The sequence below is a fragment of the Ensifer sp. ENS07 genome (assembly GCF_014852185.1).
Taxonomy (GTDB): domain Bacteria; phylum Pseudomonadota; class Alphaproteobacteria; order Rhizobiales; family Rhizobiaceae; genus Ensifer; species Ensifer adhaerens.
The window spans coordinates 164,926-185,881 of the sequence record NZ_JACVBE010000006.1 but is presented as its reverse complement, the minus strand read 5'-3'; the positions used below and the strand labels follow the sequence as shown (position 1 = coordinate 185,881).

Genomic DNA, 20,956 nt, shown 5'->3' with positions numbered 1-20,956 from the left:
CAGGTTTTCCCCTATGCGATTCCAGCCGCGAGCAGTGCTTTTGCGCTTTCGTCGAAATGGCGGGCCATGAGCTGGCTGGCGGCTTGCGGGTCGCCAGCCAGGATTGCCCCGGCCAAGTCGATATGTATCTGGTTCATGGCGTGCCGGTCGGCGTCGGACGCGCGGCTGCGCCACCCGATCGGCCAGGTCTGGCGGGAGACCCCCTGGAATGCGCCGACAATGATCGTGAAGATCGGGTTCTTGGAGGCGCGAGCGATCTCCAGGTGAAAGGCGAGATCACTCTCCATAACCTTGTCCGCATCCGCGAAATTTGTCTCCATCGCTCTTGCATGGGCAAGGATGGTGTGGGCTTCCGCGTCGCTTCGACGAAGCGCAGCCAGCGTCGATGTTCGCATTTCTATGGTTCGGCGTACATCATAGACCTGGTTGATGTTGATCTGGGCCGTATGCACGCCATGCTCGATCATTAAGGACATTGCGCCGTGGTCGAGCTGGGCCACCGTCGCGCGCTTTCCGACATTGAGATCAATCAGCCGCATCGTCGCAAGCGACCTGAACGCTTCACGCACCACCGAGCGGGACACGCTGAGTTCCTTCGACAAGGTGGCCTCGCTCGGCAGTCGATCGCCCGGACCAAGTTCGTTCGCGCGAATGTGCTGGGTGATAGCGCCGATCGCGGTGCTGACGAGATTGCCTCCTGCAAACTGTTCTTCGTCGACCGGAGTTAAACTCATTTTCGTCTCCCAGTTTGATAAAACCTGTCGGACAGGTTGAATTGAACTGAGTCATAGTTTATGGATAAGCTGTGTGTCAAGAACCAACTTGAGAACAGCTCGGAGGGCTTATGAAAATCGAAGTTGACGTGGCATTCGCGGCGGAAAACATCGTTGGCGAGAGTGCGGTCTGGGATGATCGAACGCACAAGCTTTGCTGGGTCGACATCGTCGGAAAATCGATCCACCGGCTCTGCCCGAGCACCGGCAATCATGAAAAGTGGAGGTTCCAGGACCTCGTCACATCAATTGGCCTTCGCGACGACGGCGGCGCTATCGTCGGATTGCGGAAATCCATCGCCTTATGGGAGTTTGGAGGTGAGCTCCGTCTCGTGGCGGAAGTCGAGCCCGAAGTGCCGGGCAACCGGTTGAATGAAGGCGTCGTTGCACCGGATGGGGCCTTCTGGGTAGGCACGATGCAAGACAACATCGCTGCCGATGGCACACCGATCGCGATGTCGGCAAAGACCGGAAGGCTCTACCGCTACGCGCGAGGAAAATTACGGCCGGTTTCCGAGAATCGGTTTGGTATCACCAATACGCTGATCTGGACCGACGATGGTCGGCTCATCACGGCGGATACCGAAGACAACGCGATCTACAGCTATTCTCTCGACGCCCACGCCATGGTGTTGAACGACAGGCAAACGATACTTTCTGGTTTTGAGCGAGGTCTGCCGGACGGCTCCTGTGTGGATACTGAAGGCTTCATTTGGAATTGCCGCGTCGCCGGGGGCGGATGTGTGGTCCGATTTGCACCCGATGGTAGGATAGATCGCGTTGTCGACCTACCGTGTTCATGGCCGACCAGTTGCGCGTTTGGCGGTTCGCAGTTCGAAACTCTATTCGTCACGTCGGCGCGCTTCACGATGAGCGACGACTATCTTGCCCGCAACCAACATGAAGGTGCGGTCTTCGCGCTGCAGCCGGGCGCCCACGGTTTGCCAACAAGTCGTTTCGGGCGATGAGACGGAACACCTTCATTGAACTTAACGCCGCCTCACTCTACCGATCTCTATCGCCAATGAGCCCCCTGCACCTCACCTGCCCGGTCGCGCTAGTGATCGGGCAATGTCGATGAATGTCGTCTCGCGACGCCGTTGGGTCCGACTTATTCCAGGCAACGCCAAGCCCGGTCTTCAGATCGACACTACGCACGGGCCTGAGCTTGAAGTTGCGGTTCGGCAGGTCCTTCCTCCATTCTGGCGCAAAGCCGATACCGAGACCGGCGGAAACGAGCCGCAGCAGCGAGAAGGTGTCGCCAGCTGTAGCGATGTTACCGGTGAGCGCGTGGGTCTCGAACTTCATCCTTCGGCCTTGACAGCTGATCGGTTTGTCGTGCGGCGCTCGGCGCAGTCGCCCGACGGACCTAAAGTACGCGCTTGCAGCGAACCCTATAACCGCAGACACGTGCCAGAAGATCGAAAGTCGATTGTCCAGACTAAGTACAGTCGTCTTCTCATACAAGTCAGGTTCACCGGATTGCTAGTGGAGTCGAACCGTGTCTACATTACGGTGGAAAGAACCGCTGGGAGCGTGTGGTTTTCTTCCCTGTTTTTCAAAGAGAGACCAAACCTTGGTGTCGGTTCCGGTTAACCGTACCTCACACACGCCGACGGGCTTGGGAGATTCGAGGCCAGCTATGCGAACAAAAGCCGCATGCGCCATCGCGAGCCGCACCGACGTTTTGAGTGTTAAGCGCCTAGTGCTGCCAACTTCAGTGATGAATGTCCTGCTACTGTCCGGTTGGAGTTCGCTTATGGTCGTCAACGAAAGTCCAATGGCACCAATGCTCTGTTCGAGTGCCTATGCGAGCGAGTTTGACGACGTGCGGGGAGAGACGCAGCTGCGCGTGAACGAAGAGGCTCTAATTGCCGCGGCGCGAGTAGGCACGCGTACCATGAAATATCTCGGGCGCGCCCGTTACATATGCACACCAAGCGGATTCGGTCGCAGATCGCGTTGCTTTTTGAGGCCCTGGACGAGGATACGAACCCCCGGCTCCTTGCAGTTTTTGAGTGCTCGGCCGCGCAATCGCTTTCGCTTGGCGGTGCCCACGACGGGACAAACATGCCCATTTTGCCGGCTTGCACATCCTTCAACGCACGTATCAGAGTGGAGACCAGGCGATTTCGTCACCAAATGGTGCCATTTGTAAGCACGAGAACTAGGAACCAAGCAATGCGATCGACTATCAACCTCGACGATACCCTCATGGAGAGACTAGGTCCCTAACCGGCACGAAAGAAACCGCCGCTCTGGTCCGCCAGGCGTTGGAGACGCTTGTTCGTGTTGAGTCGGGAAAACGCCTTATCGCGCTCGGGGGAACAATGCCGGATGCGGAGGCAGCCCCACGCCGCCGGAGCGCAGCGACCAAGTGATTCAAAAGCAGCAATTACGCCTCACCCGACCGGATCATCGAAAAATAATCATCGCCCCCCACCTGGCCGCCCTTTAGTGCGATTTCGAGGCCATCCGCCGGGCCGCCATGAGCGATGCACAGCGGCGAACCGGGCGTTTGCGGCAACGGCATTCTCAGTGTCAGGGCGGAAATGCCCATTTCACCGAGCGCATGACTGGAGGTATCGCCTCCGGCAACTACCGCACGGGAGAGACCGGCGCACTCGACCAGTTCGGATTGGATTTGACCGAGTGCTCGGCCAAGCCGGTGGCGCGCGCCAGTGGATGCATCGAGCTCACCACCGCAGTCGGCAGATGGACCAAGCGCCGTGTAGAGAACCACGCTTCGGCCGCCCTCAAGCACCTTCAGACCGGCTTCTACAGCCGTCGCGACGGCCGATGCGCGGTTGTCACCGCAGAGAGCCAGCGGGTCGAGCGTAATGCCGCCGAAACCATTGGCCATCGCATGGCGAACCTGTCGCTCGGTCGTCGGAGAAACACTGCCCGAGACAACGGCGATGCGGTCGACCGGGCCGGCCGGAGCGAAGGCGCGCTTGTCGTCGATGAGACCCAGTCGGCGCCAGGAAGGGATCAGCGCATATTCGACGCCGGAGGAGCCGCAGACGAAGCGGCTTTGCCGGCGAAGCTCATCCCAGAGCAGAGCACCCGCAGCGACCTGCGTTTGGTCGTCGAGGACATCGAGAAGGAGCACGTCGGCTTCCACGGGCTGGAACTCGCCGCGAAGCGAGACCAGATCGACCAGCGCCGATGAAAGCGTCGTCTGCCTTGCCAGATGCAGCAGGAGATTGGCCTCGTCCATCGGCGTGACCGGATGGCGGCACATCACCGGATGCCGATCGATCCGGTAGTTGCGGCCCTGGTAGGCGGCGAAAAGTTCGCCGAACGCAGTATAGCGGCGGATCTGCGGCGCGCCGACGACAAGCGGTACGATCTCGTTACCGAAGACCTTGCGCCCAACCTCGATCGCTCGGCCGATGTTGCCGACATGCGGGGCGGAATCGAAGGTCGAGCAGACCTTGTAATGGCAGAGTTCGGCGTCAAGCGACTTCAGCCATGCGAAGGCCGCGCTCAGATGCTCGTCCATCCATTCGGGCGTTTCGCTGCGGCTTGTGCCAGCAAGGCCGAAGGCGCGTGCACCGTCAAAGCGCGACAAAAGCTCATTGTCTGGCACCTTCAGAAAGAGGACCGTATCGACACCGTTCGAGGCAAGCGCCTCCATGACGTCGGTCGAACCGGTGAAGTCGTCGCCGTAATAGCTGATCAAAGGGCGGGACATGATCAGGCCCCCTTACCGTCTGCAAACTTCTCGATCGACTGGGCCAGCTCCGGGTGATCCTTGGCATAGGTTTCGAGCGGCACGCCGGCGACCGCAGCTTCCCAGGCCTGCCGGACCGCCTTCACCCCCGCGCCCGGACCTCCGGGATGACTGACGATGCCGCCGCCGCAAAGATAGAGCAGATTGGTGGAGCCGCCCGTGGCCTTGATCGTATCCGGCGCCTGTCCGCCCCACTGGCCAGACCCGATTACCGGGAGCGCCACATCCTTTTCAGAAAACAGGGGCGTGCTGACAGCCCTATATGAACGCACGAAGCTTTCATCCGGCTCCCAATACTTCACGCGAATACCGTTGATCTGAAACTGGTCGACCCCAAGCAGGCGCCAGAATTGCTGCCAGACGGAAAACTCGAAGCCGAGGCCGGCATGTCGGGTGAGAATGTCCCAGCCGTTGCGATGGGCATGCAAGACGAGGCCGGAGCGCTTGCGCAGGAAGGCAAGGCCGCCAAAGCCGATCGAATTGATATTGATGACGGCGCAGTTGCCGCCGGCTTCCAGAACGATGTCGTGATTGCGCATCATCTCGTCCGGGTCGGCATGGCTGATGCCGAACGCGTACATGACCTTCTTGCCGGTCTTCTGCTCGTGATCAAGGATCAGCGGCATGATTGCCGCCACCCGTTCCTTCAGCGGCGAATAGGCCGGACTCATCAGCTTTTCGTCATCCTTGACGAAGTCAACGCCAGCCTTGATGAGATCTCCAACCATCTCGGCGGTCTCGTGCGGCCGCAAGCCCAATGCCGGTTTGACAATCGTTCCGATGATCGGCCGGCCCTTCACCCTGGTGAGCGCGAAGCTGCCCGGCACGCCGAACTGCGGACCCGGATGCGCGGCAGCAAATTCCTGCGGCAGCTTCATGTCGACGATGCGGATGCCGGTCATGCCCTTGATCGAAAAGACGCCGCCGATTGCAATGGTCATCAGGGCGGCGAGATCGGTACCGACCGCGTCCATCGGAAAATCGATATCGACATCGGCACGATTGAAATGCGTGTTGCCATCAGCCTCATCGGGAAAGGAAGCATGGTCGGACGACGGCAGAGGACGGATCGCAACGACGCGTGCGGCAACCCGTGCCTTGAGTTCCTCGGTCTCGCCAGGCAGGTCAACGAAGGTGCCCGTTGACTGATCGCTGGCAATCTTTGTTGCCATGGCTTCCACCGAGCCAGGCGTCTCTATCCGATAAGTCAGGCGGATCACGTCATCATTCCTTCCGCGTCGCAGCACTTGTTTAGGCGCAACAACTGGTATAATGAGTATTTATGTTATTGCAAGCCATCTGCGGCAAGGCTATTGCGACGATGGAACTTGATGCATATTCAAACCTGTCCAAACCAGGTGACTCATGAACGCCATTTCCGAACCGATCGTCCGCAAGAAACTCTCCGATGAAGTTTTCGCGCGGCTGAAGCAGATGATCGAAACCGGTGAGCTGAAGGCCGGCGACGAGATGCCTTCCGAACGCGAACTCATGGAACGCTACGGAGTCGGCCGTCCGGCCATACGCGAGGCAATGCAGGCGCTTGCGGGCAAAGGCCTCGTCGAAATCTCGCAAGGAGAGCGCGCCAAAGTCCTGCGCATCACGGCAGAATCCATCATCAGGCAGGTCGACCTGCCGGCAAAGCTGATGTTGTCGGGATCGTCGGATACGCTGGAGCACCTGAAGAGTGCGCGCATCTTCTTCGAGCGCGGCATGGTGCGCGAGGCGGCGGCCAAGGCAACCCCGGCACAAATTGACGAGCTGCGCGCCCTGCTCGACAAACAGAAACAGAGCCTCGGCGATGCGGACGACTTCATCGACGCGGATATGGAATTTCACCAATGCATCGCCGGAATTTCCGGCAACCCGATCTTCGTCGCGGTCAGCGGCGCTATGCTGGGATGGCTGAAATCCTATCATACCGAAATGCTCATCTGGACGGGCCGCGAGAACTTTACGCTCTCGGAGCATGAGGAAATCATTCGCGCCATCGAAAGCCGGGACGCGGATTTCGCCGAGCAGGCCATGGTCAAGCACCTGGAACGCTCCCGTGCGCTTTACGCCCTCAAGAGCCAGAAGTAGTGCTCAGAACACGACTTCGACGCATCCGTAAGGCGGCAGAACGACCCCTTCATCCTGAACCCGATACTCATCGCCAGTGGTGATCAGCGAAACCACGCGCGGCACTGCCGGCAGAGCGACCCGCTGCGCATCGGGAGTGATGTTTACCATCAACAGCCGTTCCTTCGCCGCCAATCCCAGCACCGCGTCCGGCCGTGACGTCTCCACGACCGAGACCTCTCGGCCTGCCAGGGCGCCGAGCCGGGATAAGACGCGGGCCAGCGGTCGCAGCTCGCCCTCAGGCGTTGGCTCGCCCTTGCCGGCAATGAGACCGAACGAACCGGCAAGGGTCGAAAGCGTCAGCACGTCGAGCCCCATGGACGCGACCGTTGCGGCATAGGCGAGCGTGAAGCCCGCGCCAAACTGGCCGTTGTGCCGCGGGTCGATGTTTGCCATCGGGATACGCGAGGCGCTCGGATTGTCCTTCGTCGCGCTGCCGTAAGGGTTCTGCCGCATGGCGATCGTCGACGGACCGATGCGATAGGATTTGTCGCCATAGACCGCCCTGGTCGTACCGACGACGTAGCGCAGGGCCTCGAAGCTCTGCATGACCGAGAGATCGTCGGCCGCGTGCACAATCGGGCTTGTTGTGTGGCTGATATAGTCGACGAGATCGGCAGGCACGCGCTTGCGATTGAGTTCGGTGAAATAGCTCATCATCCCGCCGCCAATCCGAAGGCCAGGAAAGGCAGCACGCGCGGCCGCATAGATATCGGAAAGATCGGGGCATTCCGGCCAGACGCTCCCTGGCGGCGTCGACTGCCGATCGACCGACGGACAGACGAAAAGCGTATCAAGCTTGAGGCCCGCACGATCGACGAGAGCTGCAAAGCCGCGCATCTCCTCTTCGAGCGGCATTGCGCAGGGAACGGCGAGCTCCAGTGTCACCTTGAGACCAGACCGCGCCGCGATCGTCGCGTAGCCTTCTAGTGCCGCCAGCCCGTCCCCGGCTCCTGGGTCGAAATGAGCGATCAGATGCTCAGCGCCGACAGTCTTCAGCACCGGGAGGGAAGCGAGTTCATACTCAAGGCATTCCGGCCGCAGCCCGATGCCGAGCGCCGGGAACCGGATGTTCGTCGGCACTAGGCTGATCGTCACCGGATCCGAACTCTTAATCGCCGGCGCCGCCGCCCCGTCGGCCTTGATCGTCACCGCTATCCGCTGGCTGAACGCTTCGTTCTTGCACACAAGATAGGGCCACGGCAGGGCAAGCGGGCGCACGTAGGTCTTGAAAGAACCATCGGTCCAGTTCCGCTGGTCTTCCATCTCGAAGACGTCGCCGACGAACTCCGTCGTCGCCACGATGCCCGGCGCGACGCAGTGCGTAAGCGCGGCGATATCCTTGAAGGGTTGCCAGGGCTCGATCTCGTCGGGCCATCGAGCATCCTCCAAGCTGCCGTCGCTATGCCTGACCTCGACCGGCTCGCCAGCGATGCCAACGACGGGATGCAGGACGACGAAACCCGCCCGCGCGGTTTCGAAATCTGCGTCACTGACGCAGTCGGCTGAAAAGGTCACGCTCTGCGGATCACCAGAGATCGAAATATCGCAATCGAGATTGGCGCCGGACGGTGCGGTAAATCGAGCTCGATAGCGAAGAACGAAGTGGTGCTCCCGTTCCGCCACGTGAAGATCGCTGATCGTCGCGGTGCAGGTGCCCCAATCCTTGTCGCGAACGAGGAAGGCGATCCCACGCAGCACCTCATGACCCCGGAACCGCAGAGCGCGCAGGTTGCCGTTCTGCAAGTCCACGCTCACATCTCCGGCAGCGAGCAGAAGGCTTTCCGGCTCTCGCGCCGCCGTTCCGTATAGATGGAACGTCGCTTCGCTCATGCCAAAAGGTCTCCAATGGCAACGGACTCGCCACGTTCGGCACTGAGGTAGGCGGCTTCGACCAGCGCGAAGGTCTTCAGGTTGTCCCGGCCTGAGGTATGCGGTTCCTTGCCTGACGCCATCCGCTCGATCCAATGTTTCTGAATGAGCGCGACGCTTTCCTGGATGTTGTGCCAGGGGCGCGACGCCCAGGGCAGCAAGTGCGGCGCGACGACGCTTTCCTTCGTACCCTCCTCGCTATGGACGGTAAGCCTGTAGTTCTTGCAAAGGCGCAACGTGCCCTTGCTGCCGTCGACTTCGACGAAGGTTTCCGGAAACGGTTCGTCCGGCAATTTGGTTGCGTAGCTGACGTCGACGATCGACGTCATGCCGCTGTCGTGGTCGAGCAGCATGGTCGCAACGTCCTCGCCGGCAATGGCCGGGTTGATGCGCGCCGTGCGGGCGGTCATGCGGCTCGCCTCGCCAAACAGGAAACGGGCGATATCAAGCGAATGGATGCCGAGATCCTCGATGATGAAGCGCTTGCCTTTGGCAAGGTAGGGCTGGCCGGAAAAGACGTCGAAGCCCGAGCGAAACGAGATGCGACCCCAGAACGGCACGCCGATCGCACCGCTCTCAAGCACCGCCTTCACCGCAAGGATCGGCGTCTGCCATCGGAAGTTCTCGTGGATCATCAGAATGATACCAGCCGCGTCGGCCACCTTGACCATGGCTTTGGCGTCTTCGAGCGTCGGCGCGAACGGCTTCTGGCAGATAGCCGGTACCTTGTGGGAGGCCGCAAGCTCGACAAGCGCCCGGTGACTGCCGACAGTGGTGGCAATGTCGACGAAATCGAAACCGCCATCGGCAAACATCGCTTCCGCCGATGCGTAGCGCCGCGTCACCGCAAACTGGTCCCCGACGATCTTGAGGCGCTCCGGATCGCGATCGCATAGCGCGACGATTTCGACATCCGCCAGGTCCTGCCAGCCGTGCATCTGGTTGACGGCAAAGAAGCCACAGCCGATCAACGCACCCTTGATCTTCGCCATGTTCAACCCGCCTTTGCCATCTGCATGAGGGTGACACGCTGCTGAAGGCGCCGTTGGGCTTGGTCCACCACCACGGCGACGATGATCACCAGTCCCTTGATCACCATCTGCCAGAACGAACTGACACCCATCATCACCAACCCGTCCGAGAGAATCCCGATCACAAAGGCGCCGATGATCGTTCCACCAATCGTGCCGCGCCCACCCGACATCGATGTACCACCAAGGACGGCTGCCGCAATGGCGTTGAGCTCGAGATTGGTGCCCGTCGCCGGGTGCGAGGCCATGAGTTCCGACGAAATGACCAGCCCGACGATGGCCGCGCAGAAACCGGAAAACATGTAGACGAACATTTTGACGCGGTTGACGCGAATACCCGACATGCGCGACGCGCGCTCGTTGCCGCCGACCGCAAAGATATGCCGGCCGAGCGGCACGAAGCGGGCAAAGTAGCCGGCCGCAAGCGCAACGACGACGAGGATCCACACGGAGACGGGCAGACCGAGGATCGTGCCGGAGCCGAGATAACTGAAGCCCTGGTTGCCGAGATCCTCACGGCCAGTGAGATTGGGCAATGTCTGCCCATCCGAATAAAGCAACGCCATTCCGCGCGCGACATAGAGTGTACCAAGCGTCGCGATAAAAGGTGCGACGTTCAGCCTTGTGATCAAGAGGCCGTTGACCGCGCCGATCAGGATGCCGACGACCGCGACGATGAGTGCCACCTCGATGACGTTGAAGTACATGGTGTAGCCGAGCGGCAGAACCACGCCGTACATGATCAGCCCGCCGGCGATCATGCCGCACAGGCCGACGATCGAGCCAACCGACAGATCGATGCCACCGGTGATGATGACGAAGGTCATGCCGATCGCCAGGAACGCGTTCTGCGTCGCGTGCTTCGTCATCAGAATCATGTTGCCGGTCGAAAGGAAATTCGGTGCGGCGATCGAGAAGAAGATGATCACCGCAAAGAGCGCGATGAAGGTCCTCAGCTTCATCAGCGTGAGGAGCGCCGAGCCGCTGGAAAAGCTGTCGGCGGCGGCAGTTTGCGTTGCTGTCGTCATCACGCATGCATCCTTTTGGTTTTATGTCCCTCCGCGGAGGCCGAAACGATCAACTCATCCGTCGCGTGCCTTCGGTCGACGACGGTGACGAGCCGACCGTTGCTCATGACCGCGATGCGGTCGGAAAGCGCCATGACCTCCTCGAGGTCGGATGTGGAGAAGAGAATGGCGAGGCCCTCGCCCGCCAGCCGTCGCATGGTCAGAAAGACGTCGGCCTTTGCGCCGACATCGATGCCGCGGCTCGGCTCGTCCATCAGGAGGACCTTCGGACCGGTTATGAGCGCCTTTCCGATCACCACCTTCTGCTGATTGCCTCCCGACATCGACGTGACGTCGAATTCCGGGTTCTTTGCCTTGATCGAGAGGTTGCGGATGGCCTCCTTGATCGCCCTGGCTTCGCGCGCGACGTCGATGTGAAACCCCGCCCTCAGAAACTGGCCGAGGCTCGCCATCGTCAAGTTGTCGGCGATCGACATGGTTTGCACCAGGCCTTCGCGCTGGCGGTCCTCAGGGATGAGCGCCAACCCCTGACGAATGCGGCGCGTCGGATCGCGGCCTTTGAGTTCCTGACCCTCGATATAGATCTTGCCCGTGGAATGTTCGTGGCATCCCATAATGCATTCGAAAAGCTCCGAGCGACCGGCACCCATCAGGCCGTAGATACCGAGGATTTCGCCCCTGCGCACGCCGATTGAAACATGGTCGACAGCAAACCCGCCCTGGGCTCGCGGGAGGCAGATGTTTTCGGCGCGAAAGACCTCTTCGCCCGGCTCGTGATCGACCGCTTTGGCGAAATCCTTGGCGTCGGACCCGATCATCGAGCGCACGATCCAGCGCGTGTCGATGTCCTTGACCATGGCATGGCCGGTGATCTGGCCATCCTTCAGCACGGTGATGTAGTCGCCGATGCGCATCAGCTCCTCCAGCCGATGCGAGATATAGACGATCGCGACACCACGCGCCTTCAGATCGGAGATCACGCGGAAGAGGACGTCGACCTCGGCAGCGCTCAGCGCCGAAGTTGGTTCGTCCATGATCAGGATGCGGGTGTCGAGCGATACGGCGCGCGCGATCTCGACGAGCTGCTGTTGCCCGATCGGCAGGTCCTCGGCGAGCGTGTCGGCAGAGATTCCCGCCTCCAGGCGGTTGAGGAATTCATTGGCCTTTTCGACCTGCGCACGATGATCGATGCCGCGAATGCCGCGGGTGATCTCACGGGTCGCAAAGATGTTCTCGGCGACGGAAAGATTGCCGAACAGGTTCAGCTCCTGGAAGACGATGCCGATACCGTGACGCACCGCGTCAGCGGGGCTTTCGAGGTGGATGCGTTCGCCGTCCAGCCGGATTTCCCCGAGCGTCGGCCGCTCGACACCGGCAATGATGCGCATCATTGTCGACTTGCCGGCACCGTTTTCACCGACGAGCACGTTGACGGCCCCACGCCGGAGCTTGAGGTCTGCCTTCTTCAGCGCCACGATGCCGGAATAGGCCTTGGTAATGTCTTTCAGTTCAAGGATGACGTCCCCGTCCTCGATGCCGTTCATGGTCAACCTCCAACAGTTATGGTGGCCGGCACGAACTGCGGCAGCTGGCCCTTGGCCGGCAACGGATAGGCGCCGGTTGCCTTGACCTTCTTGCCGGTCAAGCCCTCGCGCGGCAGCTTTTCAAGCAGGGCGCCGTTCACATGGGTGTTGAACGACTTGCCGTATTGCGCCCATTCGATCTGGTTCTTGAATTCGTTGAAATTGACGAAGGCGAGACTGTCGCGCAGCGCCGTGCCGCGGATAGCCGGGCCTATCGAGACGCGCACATCGGCCTTGCCGTCACCGTCGACGTCCACGTCGACATAGGCGGCACGCGACTTCGTTTCTTCCGCCACGATGACGCCGTCAACCTTGGCTGCGAACGTCCAGGGCGCATTGCCCTGCTTTTCCTTGTGGCCGTATTTTTCAGCCGCGGCATCAAGGTTGTTCGCGGTCAACGCCGTAACCTCCTGGATCGCGCCGGCCCGCCCATCGAGGTAGGGCACGACCTTGGCATCCCAGATGTCGGCGACCAGCTTGTCGGGATTGAACGCGCCGGCAGCTGCCTGCTTTTGCTCATCTTCCGTCTTGACGAGCTTGCAGCCGCCAAGTGCAAGCGCGCCGGCAAGCATGAGCGCCCATGCAGCCTGAACCTTAAGCATTCCCGTTCTCCGTCATGACTATAGGACGCAAGGCGGGCTCGGCCGCCTTGCGTCGTTGCGGGAAAACTATTCGGAGAGCGCGAACGTCTCGAGCTTGTCTGCGTTGGCTGCCGTAATCAGCACGCAGTCCATCAGCTGCTTTTCTTCGGCCGGCGCCTTGCCGGTCGTGATGTACTCGTGCGCCTGGGTGACGGCGAGCTGGGCCTGGGCGTAGGCCGGCTGCATGACGGTCGCCTTGATGCCACCGGCATTGATGGAGTCGCGCACGTCGTTGGAGCCATCGAAGCCGACGACGATAACATCCTTGCGGCCAGCCGCCTGGAGCGCTGCGATCGCGCCCATCGCCATCGTGTCGTTGCCGGCGATCACGCCCTGGATATCAGGATTGGCCTGGAGGATGGTCTCCATCTTTGAGTAGCCCTCGGTCTGGCTCCAGTTGGCCGACTGCTGGGCGACCATCTTCATCTCCGGATACTCATCGATGACATCGTGGTAGCCCTTGGAGCGGATGCCCGCATTGAGGTCCGCCTCGCGGCCGAGCAGCTCAACGTAGTTGCCCTTCTCGCCCATCAGCTTCACGAACTCTTCGGCACCCAGCTGCGCGCCCTGATAGTTGTTCGAAACAATCTGCGAGACGGCAATGCCGGTCGCGTTGATTTCACGGTCGATCAGGAACGAGGGAACGCCAGCGTCTTTCGCCTTCTTGACGGCGGCAATCGAGGCTTCGGAACCGGCGTTGTCGAGGATGATGGCCTTGGCGCCACGGCCGATGGCCGTATCGATCAGCTGCGACTGCTTGTTGGCGTCGTCGTCGTGTACAAGCACCAGTGTTTCGTAGCCGAGCTCTTTCGCCTTGGCCTCGGCGCCGACCGCTTCGGCCTTAAAGAACGGATTGTCGTGGCTTGGCGTGATGATGGCGATGAGGTCGGCGGCAAAAGCCGGCATAGCAGCACTTGCTGCCAGGACCGCGGCAAAGCCGACAGTCATCAGTCTACGGGTAACTTTCATGTTCTCCTCCCAGTTAGGCACAGGACTTCCTCGACCACCCCTCCATTGAAAGTGGCCCCCGGTGCGATCGCTTGTTTCTGGCGGCGTAGCCGCCAAACCTCACGTGATGCGTTGGATGCTCGCTGCGATTTCCGCAGGCTCGAACACACGTCTCCAGTCGTCCTTCATGAGGACCGGCTTGCCGAATTCGATCGCCTTGTTGCAGGCATCCGAGAACACACCCGGGGTCTCCTCGAAAATCACGGCGCCAAGCACGTTCATATGACCGAGAAGAAAATCGCGCGCAGCCTCCTTCGGAACGCCACGACGAACGCACTCGTCCATTGCCTCGCGCATCACAACGAGCAAGGAGGCGCAGACAGTTTCCGAAAGGCCTGGCTCAAGCAATGCCATCTGCTCGACCGTAACCCGGTGCGAGCGCATGACCGGCGCCCAAATCACCTTCGCGATCTCCTCTCCGAGAGTGTAGGCGCTTTCAGGACCCTGCATCAGCGCGGAAACGATGTGCTGCTTGGCAGCGATGCCACCGAAGAAATCGCGCTTGGCGGCCGGGGCCGTCTCGTCGTTGAAGATCGGCGGATGGCAGGGATGCGTGACGAAATAAGTGAGGTCTGCGCGCTGTGGCAGATGGCCGGCAAAGGGTGCTGCTGCATCGAGGGCGATGACCATCGTGCCTGGCTCCAAGCCATCGACGATGCCGGATGCCACCCTGCCGATCGCCGTGTCGGGAACCGCGAGAATGACAACGTCAACACCTTTGAGCGCAGCCTCGACCGGGACGCAGTCGAGGTCGAGATCATTCTTGAGGCGAGCCTTACCGGCGTCGCTCACTTCGACATGCCGCACATCGAAACGCGAACCCTTGAGGTTCGAAGCGAGCCGATAGCCCATTTTGCCACCCGCTCCGAATAGCGCGATCGATGTCATAGAGACCTCCCTGAGTGCCGCACCACCTTTTCGGTCAGGCGCAGTTTTCCTTGCCGTTCATCCGGCGTCCGGAGATATATTCCTCAACTGGTATAACATGTCAATAACTACACATGCAAATATGATGCGAGCGACAATCGTCGCAACGGCAAAGATCATCCCCTAAGGATGTCGAGCCCAATGCGTGCCATACCCTGTGGCCTACGCCTCGCCTTTGAGCGGCGAACAGCACCCTTCCGGGCTTGTGAGCGCCTTGGAGAGAGCGCAAGTGTCGGATCGAACTCAACCGCGCTGCTGGGCCGCATGTTGAAGGCGGAATGGGTGCCCCACGGACAACACGATCAATTTGGACGGGTCTGGCGGCCCGCTCGACCCCCCCGCTTGTCTTTCGCGATCGAATGCCGACCGTGGCGCAATCTTCGGGCTGACATGGCGTGACGCATTGCTCGGCGGGCAAATCACACGGCCTGCAGCTCCGCTTTTCTTTTCCTCGGGCGCGCGCAGCGCGATTGGGGACTCTGGCTTGACGAAGCATCAAGCGCTTTGCTGTCGCGATCGCATTACCTTCCAGGTCGAGTGGAGCAAAAGGCGACCTTGCCGGCGCGCGCCGGTCGGGACGCTGGACACAATGGATATACACGTTGAAGCCCTACTCGCGGCCGACACGCTTTAGAAGGAGAGTGAATTGCTAAGATGTCCGCCTCGCAAGAATTGCCCTCACAGGCGGAACGACTGCTTCGGACCAGAAGCGGACAAAGTTGATGGAAAACATCACGCAAATGCGTTTGTTATGGCGGCAAGTTTGGGAGTACGACCGCACCAGCCCAGTTTTTCAGGAGCACCACGATGCGAGCCTACAAAGTCGTTGACGCCTTCTCCGACAAGCCCTTCATGGGCAATCCTGTTGCTGTCGTTCTCGAAGCCCAAGGGCTGACGGACGCTGAGATGCAGACGATCGCCAGATGGACAAATCTCTCCGAAACCACTTTTCTACTACCTGCAACGTCCCCTGAGGCAGACTACAGGCTCCGCATCTTTACCCCCCGCAGCGAGCTGCCGTTCGCCGGACATCCCACACTGGGCAGCGCCCATGCAGTCCTTGAGGCCGGTCTCTACTCCCCCCGTGATGGCCTTCTGGTGCAAGAGTGTGGCGCGGGTCTCGTGAAGATCGCCGTAAACGGGGAAGGAGCCGAACGGACGCTGACCCTTTCGATGCCGCCCGCCAAGATCAGGACACTGTCGGACGACGAGGTGTCCGAGCTTGAGGCAATTCTCGGTCACACAGTCTTTAAGGATGAAGCCCCTGCGATCATTGACGTTGGGGCGGTCTGGATTGTCGCTCGCCTTGAGAGCGCTGATACGGTGCTTGGACTGAAGCCGGATTTCGCTCGTTCAGCAGAGTTTGAAAGAAAGCTCGGGGCTACCGGCCTCTCCGTCTTCGGCAAGCACAAAGGCGGCGATGCTGAGATCGAGGTGCGCTCTTTCGCACCGTCGTGTGGCGTCGAGGAGGACCCGGTGTGCGGCTCAGGTAACGGCAGCGTTGGCTTCTTCCGTGCCAGTCGGGAGACGGCTTCCGTTGGTGGACTGAGCTACATGGCCTCTCAGGGCAAGCAGGTTGGCCGCGACGGTCGCATCTCGGTCGTCGCTGAGAATGGCAACGTGAGCGTCGGCGGTATGTGTGTCACCTGCGCCGAAGGTGCGCTTCTATATTGATTTGCGTAGGACCGCTTCGGACCAATCCCGGACTTCCGCACCGACGCCTCGGAAGAAAGCGGCGGCCGCAGCCGCCACTCCTCTATCCGTTATGCGACACTGGGTCGGTTTATCGTCAGGAAGTGACGAACGACAGGCTTGTCGGGGCCGACATGGTAAGCAACTGTCTTGCCCTGCAGATCGGCGTCGGCGTTGGACACCCGTCTGTGCTGGCGAAGGTGCTCAGCCCAGGACTCAACCATGAACCACTCAACGATCTTCTCGGGGTTGGCTGAGTCTTCGGTGACACCCCATCCGTAGGCTCCATCGCGCCGACGCTCGTAGGAAAGATCGTCGAGAGCGTGCAGGAATGCGCTGCGGTGCTGCTTCTCGACACGATACTCGATCAGTATCAGAACCGGGCCACGGTCGTGGGCGACAGGTTCGGCGACGAGAGGTTCCGGCCAGTGGTTCGACGGCACCATGTCGGCATCGCCTGCCGGGAGTTTCACGCGATGCATGACGAACCCGGCGATTAGGAGGCCGACGGCTCCGATGACCAAGGTGGACTGAATGCCGACGGCTTCACCGACAGCGCCCCAGCCGAGGCTTCCTGCTGTCATCGCACCGTTGAAGACCGTCAGATAGACGGCGAGACCACGACCTCGCACCCAGTTTGGTAGGACGGACTGCGCGGCGCCATTGAGTGTCGTCAGGGCGATGATCCATGCGCCCCCGAGGAAAAGAAGTCCGACGAGCGCGGCGAGGCGAGGCGGAGCAAGCGACAGAACACCCATGACGATGGAAGTGATCACCGCTGCACCGAGAAGAAGACCGTCGGAACTCAGGCGTTCGCGCAATTTTGGCATGACCAGCGCACCGCCGATCGCACCTGCTCCGACAGCACCAAGGAGGATGCCGTAGAAGCTGGCATCACCACCGAGCAATTGGCGGGCAACGAGTGGCAAGAGCGCCCAGGCAGCGCTGGCGAAGGCGAAGAAGACGGCCGCACGTATGAGAACGACGTGGAGCGGCCTGCTGGAGCGGGTGTAGCGAAGTCCTGCCCGGAAGGCACCGAAGAAGTTTTCCTGAAGCGCGTCATTGGCATTCTTCGCACGAGGCCACCAAACGAGAGCAGCAATCACCACGATGTAGCTGGCAACGTCCGCGCCATAGGTGATCCCGGCTCCGAAGGCGGCTAGAAGGAGACCGCCCGCGGCAGGACCGATGGATCGGGCAATGTTGATGCCGAGCGAATTGAGAGCAACTGCACTCTTCACGTTCTCGCGGTTCACCAGTTCCGGAACGATTGCCTGCCACGTCGGTCCCATGAGCGCGGCACCGATGCCGCCGAGGAAGGTCAGGCCGATCAGCGCGCTGACCGAGAGCATGCCTGTCTGAGCGAGAACCATCAGGGAGATACTGACGGAGGCCAACAGCACCTGGATGGCGATCAGGAACTTGCGACGATCGAGGATGTCGGTGAGAACGCCCGCAGGGATTGCAAGCAGGAAGATCGGCAGGGTTCCGGCCGCCTGAACCATGGCGACTGCGGCAGGGGATGCCGACAGGTCTGTCATCAGCCAGGAGCTTGCGACATCGCGCATGAAGCTTCCGGTGTTGCCAAGGACGGTTGCGACCCACAGGACCGCGAACACGGGCTGCGCGAGGGGAGCGAAGGTGCCCCCAGATGATTTTGCGGCGCTCATTTGCCAGCTCCCTTGGATAAGTCGAATGCGGCGACGAAGAGGAATGCGCCAGCGAGACCGAGATGTTCGAAGAAGGCGTTGGTCGCCATCATGCGGTCCAGACCCGGAGCCATCTCCCAGAAGCGCAACGCGATAAAGGTCGCCAGAAGCGTGAAGCCGGCCAGCGCCAGGGAACCCGCCCACCGCAGGAAGCCGGAGATCACCAGGGCGGAAGCCGTCAGTTCAAATGCGATAACGGCGATCGCGAAGTACGCGGCCGGCTGCAGATCGAAACGATCCATCTCCGCCAACGCGCCATTGAAGTCGAAGATCTTGGTGAGCGGACCCTGGACATAGGCTGCGCAAAGCGCCAGCAGCGATACCGTCCGCACGGCAGGCGAGGCGACGACGCGTGTCAAGCCACTCCGGACTGAGTGGGATTTTAGAGATTGGTAGGTCATATCTACTCCTGCGTGTTCGCCGCGAGCGGCTGCATTCGATGGAGCGATATTGTCTGGGCGCAGCCTTGCCAACAATTGCAGCAAAAGTTTCGATTTAATTGCATAATCTGCAATTATGGTGTGACGCTCGGGTGACCGGGCCACCCGAACTGAAGTTTGCTCAGACCGCCCAGCACGAGCAGCCGAGAGCGCCGAAGAAACCTTTGAGATCGGCGATCGGCAGCTTGGATGTCCAGGCTCCGGCGTGGTCATGGCCGTGAACGCCGCAATCGCTCGCACATCCGCATGTGGAGATTGCGGTGCGGCGCAGGGAACGAGCGCCTGCCCCTTCCGGTTCACCCCAGGCCGCATAGCCGCCGAATTTGCGGACAGGCGACCAGTCGGGCATCGCGGGCGGGATGTCGTTCTCGTCCAGCACCTTAAAGTCGCCCGCGCCATAGACGATCTTGCCGCCGACCATGGTCAGCTCCGATACCAGGAAGGAGATCTCGTCCTCGGCGCAGGAGAAGAAGTCCTTGTCCGGCACCACGAGGTCGGCGAACTGCCCTTTCTCGATGCGGCCCTTCTTGCCTTCCTCGTTGGAGAACCAGGTGACCTTCTCGGTCCACATCCGCAGCGCGGTTTCACGGTCGAGGCAGTTGGCGCGCGGGTAGAGCTGCATGCCGCCGACCGTCTTGCCGGTCACCATCCACGACAGCGAAACCCAAGGATTGTAAGAGGCGACGCGGGTGGCGTCTGTGCCGGCCGAGACGTTGACGCCCTTGTCGAGCATGCGGCGGATCGGCGGCGTAGCCTCGGCCACGCCGTGACCGTACCGCTCAACGAAGTATTCGCCCTGGTAGGCCATGCGGTGCTGCGTGGCGATGCCACCGCCGAGTGCGGCGATACGGTCGATAGAGCGGTCCGAAATGGTTTCGGCATGGTCGAAGAACCAGTTCAGCCCTTCGAGCGGAATGTCCTTGTTGACCTTCTCAAACACATCGAGGGCGCGAGAGATCGTCTCGTCGTAGGTGGCATGCAGACGCCAGGGCCAGCGGTTTTCCGCCAGGACCCGGACGACCTCTTCAAGCTCGCCTTCCATTTCCGGGGCCATCTCCGGACGCGGCTGGCGGAAATCCTCGAAGTCGGCAGCCGAGAAGACGAGCATCTCTCCAGCACCGTTGTGACGGAAGTAGTCATTGCCCTGCTTATATTTGACTGACTGCGTCCAGTTCAGGAAGTCCTGCTTCTCTTCCTTCGGCTTCTGGGTGAAGAGGTTGTAGGCCAGCCGCACCGTCATCTGGTTCTCGTCGGAGAGCTTCTGGATGACTTCATAATCGTCGGGATAGTTCTGGAAGCCGCCGCCTGCATCGATGACACCTGTCACACCGAGGCGATTGAGTTCGCGCATGAAGTGGCGGGTCGAGTTGATCTGATAGTCGAGAGGAAGCTTCGGCCCCTTCGCAAGTGTCGAATACAGAATACCCGCATTCGGCTTGGCGAGAAGCATGCCTGTCGGGTTCCCACTGGCATCGCGGGTGATCTCCCCACCAGGCGGGTTCGGCGTATCGCGGGTGTATCCGACGGCACGAAGGGCGGCGCCATTGAGCAGCGCGCGGTCATAGAGATGAAGAAGGAAGACAGGCGTGTCGGGCGCGACTGCGTTGATTTCCTCGATGGTGGGGAGGCGTTTTTCGGCGAACTGGTGTTCGGTGAAGCCGCCGACCACGCGCACCCATTGCGGCGCAGGCGTAATGGCCACCTGCCGCTTCAGCATATCCATCGCGTCGGCGAGTGAGCGCACGCCGTCCCAGCGCAGTTCCATGTTGTAGTTCAGACCGCCGCGCACGACGTGGGTGTGGTTGTCAATGAGACCGGGCAGGACACGCTTGCCCTTGAGATCGACGACCCTGGTGCTGGAACCTGCGAGTGCGATGATCTCGCTGTCGGATCCGACTTCCAGAAACAGCCCGTCCTTGATGGCGATCGCCGTCGCATTCGGATTGGTCCGGTCAAGGGTCGTCACGCGGCCATTGTGGAGGATCAGGTCGGGATGCATGGTGTCTACTCCGTTCGGGTTGGGATTGGCGGCTTTTGCCGGGGAGAAGAGGTTCGAGAACGCCAGGCTCGATGCGCCTCCAAGAAAGGATCGACGCGTCGTCATCAGCTCCGTTCCTCGGCATTCGCCTTCGCCTGATGGGCAATCTCAATACGATCGGTGCCCTTCGGCAGGTGGCCGAACACGTGCGGCTTGATCTGATGGATCCAGGAAATGGCCGCCGGCTCCTTTGTCCAAAGCGACCTTGCGAGCGGGAGGATCTGCTCGCCGACCAGAATGCCGAGAAGGCCGACCAGGGCAATGACAGGTGGTGCGGGTGATCGGACATTGAGCAGACTGTAGACGATGCCGACAAGCAGGCCTGCGCCAAGTGATAGGAGATAGACTTTCATGGGA

General features: G+C 60.7%; 17 protein-coding genes and 2 pseudogenes. 4 read left to right on the top strand and 15 right to left on the bottom strand.

All coding sequences use genetic code 11. From position 1 onward, the window contains the following. Positions 1 to 11 precede the first annotated feature (11 nt). Positions 12 to 734 (bottom strand): FadR/GntR family transcriptional regulator, encoded by a 723-nt coding sequence (locus IB277_RS20195; protein WP_060583080.1) that lies wholly within the window; start codon positions 732 to 734, stop codon positions 12 to 14. Positions 735 to 844: 110 nt separating this feature from the next. Between IB277_RS20195 and IB277_RS20190 the strand changes: the two genes are divergently transcribed. After that, on the top strand, positions 845 to 1,741 hold the full coding sequence (locus IB277_RS20190) for an SMP-30/gluconolactonase/LRE family protein (protein WP_192371471.1): 897 nt from the start codon (positions 845 to 847) through the stop codon (positions 1,739 to 1,741). A gap of 72 nt (positions 1,742 to 1,813) precedes the next feature. On the opposite strand, the pseudogene IB277_RS20185 reads toward IB277_RS20190, so the two are convergent. After that, positions 1,814 to 2,078, bottom strand: a pseudogene (locus IB277_RS20185) (LysR substrate-binding domain-containing protein); the annotation flags it as partial. Positions 2,079 to 2,954: 876 nt separating this feature from the next. Here IB277_RS20185 and IB277_RS20180 point away from each other — a divergent pair. After that, positions 2,955 to 3,154: pseudogene (locus IB277_RS20180) on the top strand (type II toxin-antitoxin system VapB family antitoxin). Positions 3,155 to 3,168: 14 nt separating this feature from the next. Here IB277_RS20180 and IB277_RS20175 read toward each other — a convergent pair. Both IB277_RS20175 and oiaX read right to left on the bottom strand, forming a co-directional pair. Beyond that, entirely contained in the window at positions 3,169 to 4,470 is a 1,302-nt protein-coding gene (locus tag IB277_RS20175; protein ID WP_192371470.1) for a four-carbon acid sugar kinase family protein, read from the bottom strand. 2 nt (positions 4,471 to 4,472) lie between these two features. Next, on the bottom strand, positions 4,473 to 5,729 hold the full coding sequence (gene oiaX / locus IB277_RS20170; RefSeq protein ID WP_192371469.1) for a 3-oxo-isoapionate-4-phosphate decarboxylase OiaX: 1,257 nt from the start codon (positions 5,727 to 5,729) through the stop codon (positions 4,473 to 4,475). A gap of 145 nt (positions 5,730 to 5,874) precedes the next feature. Between oiaX and IB277_RS20165 the strand changes: the two genes are divergently transcribed. Continuing rightward, entirely contained in the window at positions 5,875 to 6,591 is a 717-nt protein-coding gene (locus IB277_RS20165; RefSeq protein WP_192371468.1) for a transcriptional regulator NanR, read from the top strand. A 3-nt stretch (positions 6,592 to 6,594) separates the two neighbouring features. On the opposite strand, the gene IB277_RS20160 is transcribed toward IB277_RS20165, so the two are convergent. The 7 genes from IB277_RS20160 to IB277_RS20130 all read right to left on the bottom strand — a co-directional run bounded on the left by IB277_RS20160 (position 6,595) and on the right by IB277_RS20130 (position 14,681). After that, a complete protein-coding gene (locus tag IB277_RS20160) occupies positions 6,595 to 8,463 on the bottom strand; it encodes a hypothetical protein (protein ID WP_192371467.1) in 1,869 nt (622 codons plus the stop codon). Next, positions 8,460 to 9,494 carry a Gfo/Idh/MocA family protein gene (locus IB277_RS20155; RefSeq protein ID WP_192371466.1) on the bottom strand — a complete coding sequence of 345 codons (1,035 nt, stop codon included), beginning with the start codon at positions 9,492 to 9,494 and terminating at the stop codon, positions 8,460 to 8,462. Before IB277_RS20155 ends, IB277_RS20160 begins: the two co-directional genes overlap by 4 nt. Positions 9,495 to 9,496: 2 nt before the next feature. Then, on the bottom strand, positions 9,497 to 10,561 hold the full coding sequence (locus IB277_RS20150) for an ABC transporter permease (protein ID WP_192371465.1): 1,065 nt from the start codon (positions 10,559 to 10,561) through the stop codon (positions 9,497 to 9,499). Next, positions 10,561 to 12,105, bottom strand: a complete 1,545-nt coding sequence (locus IB277_RS20145) for a sugar ABC transporter ATP-binding protein (RefSeq protein WP_192371464.1) — start codon at positions 12,103 to 12,105, stop codon at positions 10,561 to 10,563. The genes IB277_RS20150 and IB277_RS20145 overlap by 1 nt, the downstream gene beginning before the upstream one ends. A gap of 2 nt (positions 12,106 to 12,107) precedes the next feature. Continuing rightward, entirely contained in the window at positions 12,108 to 12,746 is a 639-nt protein-coding gene (locus IB277_RS20140; protein WP_192371463.1) for a DUF2291 family protein, read from the bottom strand. A 66-nt stretch (positions 12,747 to 12,812) separates the two neighbouring features. After that, complete coding sequence (locus IB277_RS20135; protein ID WP_060583091.1) at positions 12,813 to 13,754, bottom strand: D-ribose ABC transporter substrate-binding protein; 942 nt, start codon at positions 13,752 to 13,754, stop codon at positions 12,813 to 12,815. Between the two features lie 99 nt (positions 13,755 to 13,853). Further along, on the bottom strand, positions 13,854 to 14,681 hold the full coding sequence (locus IB277_RS20130; protein ID WP_060583092.1) for a phosphogluconate dehydrogenase C-terminal domain-containing protein: 828 nt from the start codon (positions 14,679 to 14,681) through the stop codon (positions 13,854 to 13,856). An 846-nt stretch (positions 14,682 to 15,527) separates the two neighbouring features. Between IB277_RS20130 and IB277_RS20125 the strand changes: the two genes are divergently transcribed. Beyond that, positions 15,528 to 16,394, top strand: a complete 867-nt coding sequence (locus IB277_RS20125) for a PhzF family phenazine biosynthesis protein (RefSeq protein WP_192371462.1) — start codon at positions 15,528 to 15,530, stop codon at positions 16,392 to 16,394. Between the two features lie 89 nt (positions 16,395 to 16,483). Here IB277_RS20125 and IB277_RS20120 read toward each other — a convergent pair whose 3' ends face one another. From IB277_RS20120 to IB277_RS20105, 4 genes are all read right to left on the bottom strand, one after another. Continuing rightward, positions 16,484 to 18,082 carry an MFS transporter gene (locus IB277_RS20120; RefSeq protein ID WP_192371461.1) on the bottom strand — a complete coding sequence of 533 codons (1,599 nt, stop codon included), beginning with the start codon at positions 18,080 to 18,082 and terminating at the stop codon, positions 16,484 to 16,486. Beyond that, entirely contained in the window at positions 18,079 to 18,522 is a 444-nt protein-coding gene (locus IB277_RS20115; protein WP_060583095.1) for a DoxX family protein, read from the bottom strand. Before IB277_RS20115 ends, IB277_RS20120 begins: the two co-directional genes overlap by 4 nt. 160 nt (positions 18,523 to 18,682) lie before the next feature. Beyond that, entirely contained in the window at positions 18,683 to 20,665 is a 1,983-nt protein-coding gene (locus IB277_RS20110) for an amidohydrolase (RefSeq protein ID WP_192371460.1), read from the bottom strand. Continuing rightward, complete coding sequence (locus tag IB277_RS20105; protein ID WP_192371459.1) at positions 20,665 to 20,952, bottom strand: XapX domain-containing protein; 288 nt, start codon at positions 20,950 to 20,952, stop codon at positions 20,665 to 20,667. The genes IB277_RS20110 and IB277_RS20105 overlap by 1 nt, the downstream gene beginning before the upstream one ends. Positions 20,953 to 20,956 lie beyond the last annotated feature (4 nt).

Bases quoted from the DNA above. Each gene is read 5' to 3' on its own strand.
- IB277_RS20195 (WP_060583080.1), bottom strand. From the start codon at position 734: ATGAGTTTAACTCCGGTCGACGAAGAACAGTTTGCAGGAGGCAATCTC.
- IB277_RS20190 (WP_192371471.1), top strand. From the start codon at position 845: ATGAAAATCGAAGTTGACGTGGCATTCGCGGCGGAAAACATCGTTGGC.
- IB277_RS20175 (WP_192371470.1), bottom strand. From the start codon at position 4,470: ATGTCCCGCCCTTTGATCAGCTATTACGGCGACGACTTCACCGGTTCG.
- IB277_RS20165 (WP_192371468.1), top strand. From the start codon at position 5,875: ATGAACGCCATTTCCGAACCGATCGTCCGCAAGAAACTCTCCGATGAA.
- IB277_RS20160 (WP_192371467.1), bottom strand. From the start codon at position 8,463: ATGAGCGAAGCGACGTTCCATCTATACGGAACGGCGGCGCGAGAGCCG.
- IB277_RS20155 (WP_192371466.1), bottom strand. From the start codon at position 9,494: ATGGCGAAGATCAAGGGTGCGTTGATCGGCTGTGGCTTCTTTGCCGTC.
- IB277_RS20150 (WP_192371465.1), bottom strand. From the start codon at position 10,561: ATGACGACAGCAACGCAAACTGCCGCCGCCGACAGCTTTTCCAGCGGC.
- IB277_RS20145 (WP_192371464.1), bottom strand. From the start codon at position 12,105: ATGAACGGCATCGAGGACGGGGACGTCATCCTTGAACTGAAAGACATT.
- IB277_RS20140 (WP_192371463.1), bottom strand. From the start codon at position 12,746: ATGCTTAAGGTTCAGGCTGCATGGGCGCTCATGCTTGCCGGCGCGCTT.
- IB277_RS20135 (WP_060583091.1), bottom strand. From the start codon at position 13,754: ATGAAAGTTACCCGTAGACTGATGACTGTCGGCTTTGCCGCGGTCCTG.
- IB277_RS20130 (WP_060583092.1), bottom strand. From the start codon at position 14,681: ATGACATCGATCGCGCTATTCGGAGCGGGTGGCAAAATGGGCTATCGG.
- IB277_RS20125 (WP_192371462.1), top strand. From the start codon at position 15,528: ATGCGAGCCTACAAAGTCGTTGACGCCTTCTCCGACAAGCCCTTCATG.
- IB277_RS20120 (WP_192371461.1), bottom strand. From the start codon at position 18,082: ATGAGCGCCGCAAAATCATCTGGGGGCACCTTCGCTCCCCTCGCGCAG.
- IB277_RS20115 (WP_060583095.1), bottom strand. From the start codon at position 18,522: ATGACCTACCAATCTCTAAAATCCCACTCAGTCCGGAGTGGCTTGACA.
- IB277_RS20110 (WP_192371460.1), bottom strand. From the start codon at position 20,665: ATGACGACGCGTCGATCCTTTCTTGGAGGCGCATCGAGCCTGGCGTTC.
- IB277_RS20105 (WP_192371459.1), bottom strand. From the start codon at position 20,952: ATGAAAGTCTATCTCCTATCACTTGGCGCAGGCCTGCTTGTCGGCATC.